This is a genomic window from Streptomyces muensis, assembly GCF_021474425.1.
GTDB lineage: Bacteria > Actinomycetota > Actinomycetes > Streptomycetales > Streptomycetaceae > Streptomyces > Streptomyces muensis.
The window spans coordinates 1-749 of the sequence record NZ_JAKEIP010000624.1 but is presented as its reverse complement, the minus strand read 5'-3'; the positions used below and the strand labels follow the sequence as shown (position 1 = coordinate 749).

The window sequence follows — 749 nt, the reverse complement described above, 5'->3', positions numbered from 1 at the left end:
CAGTCCCCCCGGTCCCCCCGCGGACAGTGGCCCCGCAAAGAGACCGGGCGCCCCCTTGGCCGGGGGCGCCCTGGACGTCGTACGACTGATCCCGGTGATACGGCTGGCTACAGCGCCTGGGCCGCCGGCTTCACCATCCCCCTCACCGTGCGGGACTTCACGAAGTCGCCCATGGCCGTCATCTCCCACTCGCCGGAGAACTGCCTGATCAGCTTGGCCATCATCACGCCGGTCTGCGCCTCGGCGTTGGTGAGGTCGAAGCGGACGAGTTCCTCGCCGGAGGCGGCGTCGATCAGCCGGCAGTACGCCTTGGCGACCTCGGTGAACTTCTGGCCGGAGAAGGAGTTGACCGTGAAGACCAGCCCGGTGACCTCCTGGGGGAGGCGCCCGAGGTCGACGGTGATGACCTCGTCGTCCCCACCGCCCTCACCGGTGAGGTTGTCGCCGGAGTGGCGGATCGCGCCCTGCACGATCTGGAGCTTGCCGAAGTAGCAGCTGTCGATGTGGTTGCGCTGCGGGCCGTAGGCGATGACCGAGGCGTCCAGGTCGATGTCCTTGCCGCGGTACGCCGGTTCCCAGCCGAGGCCCATCTTGACCTGGGAGAGCAGGGGGCGGCCGCCCTTGACGAGGGACACGGTCTGGTTCTTCTGGAGGCTGACGCGGCCCTTGTCGAGGTTGATCTTCCCGGCGCCGGGCGCGGGGGGCGCGGGCGGGGCCGGGGGAGCGGCGGGGGCCTGGGGCGCCGGGGG

Annotated in this window: 1 protein-coding gene; it reads right to left on the bottom strand. The window is 70.8% G+C overall.

From position 1 onward, the window contains the following. Window positions 1–107 precede the first annotated feature (107 nt). A partial coding sequence (locus L0P92_RS44775) for a TerD family protein (protein WP_234768856.1) occupies window positions 108–749 on the bottom strand: 642 nt, incomplete at its 5' end.